Source organism: Stenotrophomonas sp. INTA L402-1 (genome assembly GCF_059295135.1).
Genome location: NZ_JCAFWP010000124.1, coordinates 1 through 685, shown reverse-complemented (window position 1 = coordinate 685; position 685 = coordinate 1). Strand labels below are relative to the sequence as shown.

Genomic DNA, 685 nt, shown 5'->3' with positions numbered 1-685 from the left:
GCACAATACGGAGTTTATCTCCCTGCCATGCTGTGACAGGTCGAACTGAAAAATAGGTTTCGGTTGAGGGGGATAATGGGACATCGCGATTTTTTGTATAAACAAACCCAGAGGGCTTATCGTTATTGATGAACTTAGTGATCAGACTTGTGACAAGCGCGCTATATGTATTTTGTGACCCCTCCCATTCGCGAGCAGCTTCAGTTCCACGGACTTCACGATTATTCACCACCAGTGACAGTCCTGCCTGCTTACGCGGAGAAGCCATAACAGAGAAGGCAAACCCTGACTCTGTCTGAACAAACAACGTAAAAGGTTTATCCGAGACGGTTGAAAACAACACCGCCCCGCCTGCCGTTGTCCGCTTGTCCGAAAGTACCCCCTGAGTTGCCTGAATAGCGATGACCCGGTCATCCATGACAGAGATATAATTGGGATCAGTGTTACTAACAGCCAACGCCAGGCGAGCATTAGGGTTAATATCGACTTCTTGTGCCTGGGCAGCAGAACTGGCAAGCACCATTGCAAATATCAGCAATTTACTTTTCAACGGGCACCTCCACAAAAGCGTTGAAACACATCCCGTCATTACGGGTGTCGATACGCAGCTGGTACCGTTTATCTACAGGCTCAGGTTTTTGTAACCCGTAAATGAATTGCAATTTACCCACGACTTCTACAATCC

Annotated in this window: 1 protein-coding gene; it reads right to left on the bottom strand. The window is 47.7% G+C overall.

Going from position 1 to position 685, the window contains the following annotated elements; genetic code table 11:
* On the bottom strand, positions 1-550 hold a 550-nt coding region (locus tag AC5O77_RS21845), incomplete at its 3' end, for a TraK domain-containing protein (RefSeq protein WP_494507184.1).
* Positions 551-685: the final 135 nt, after the last annotated feature.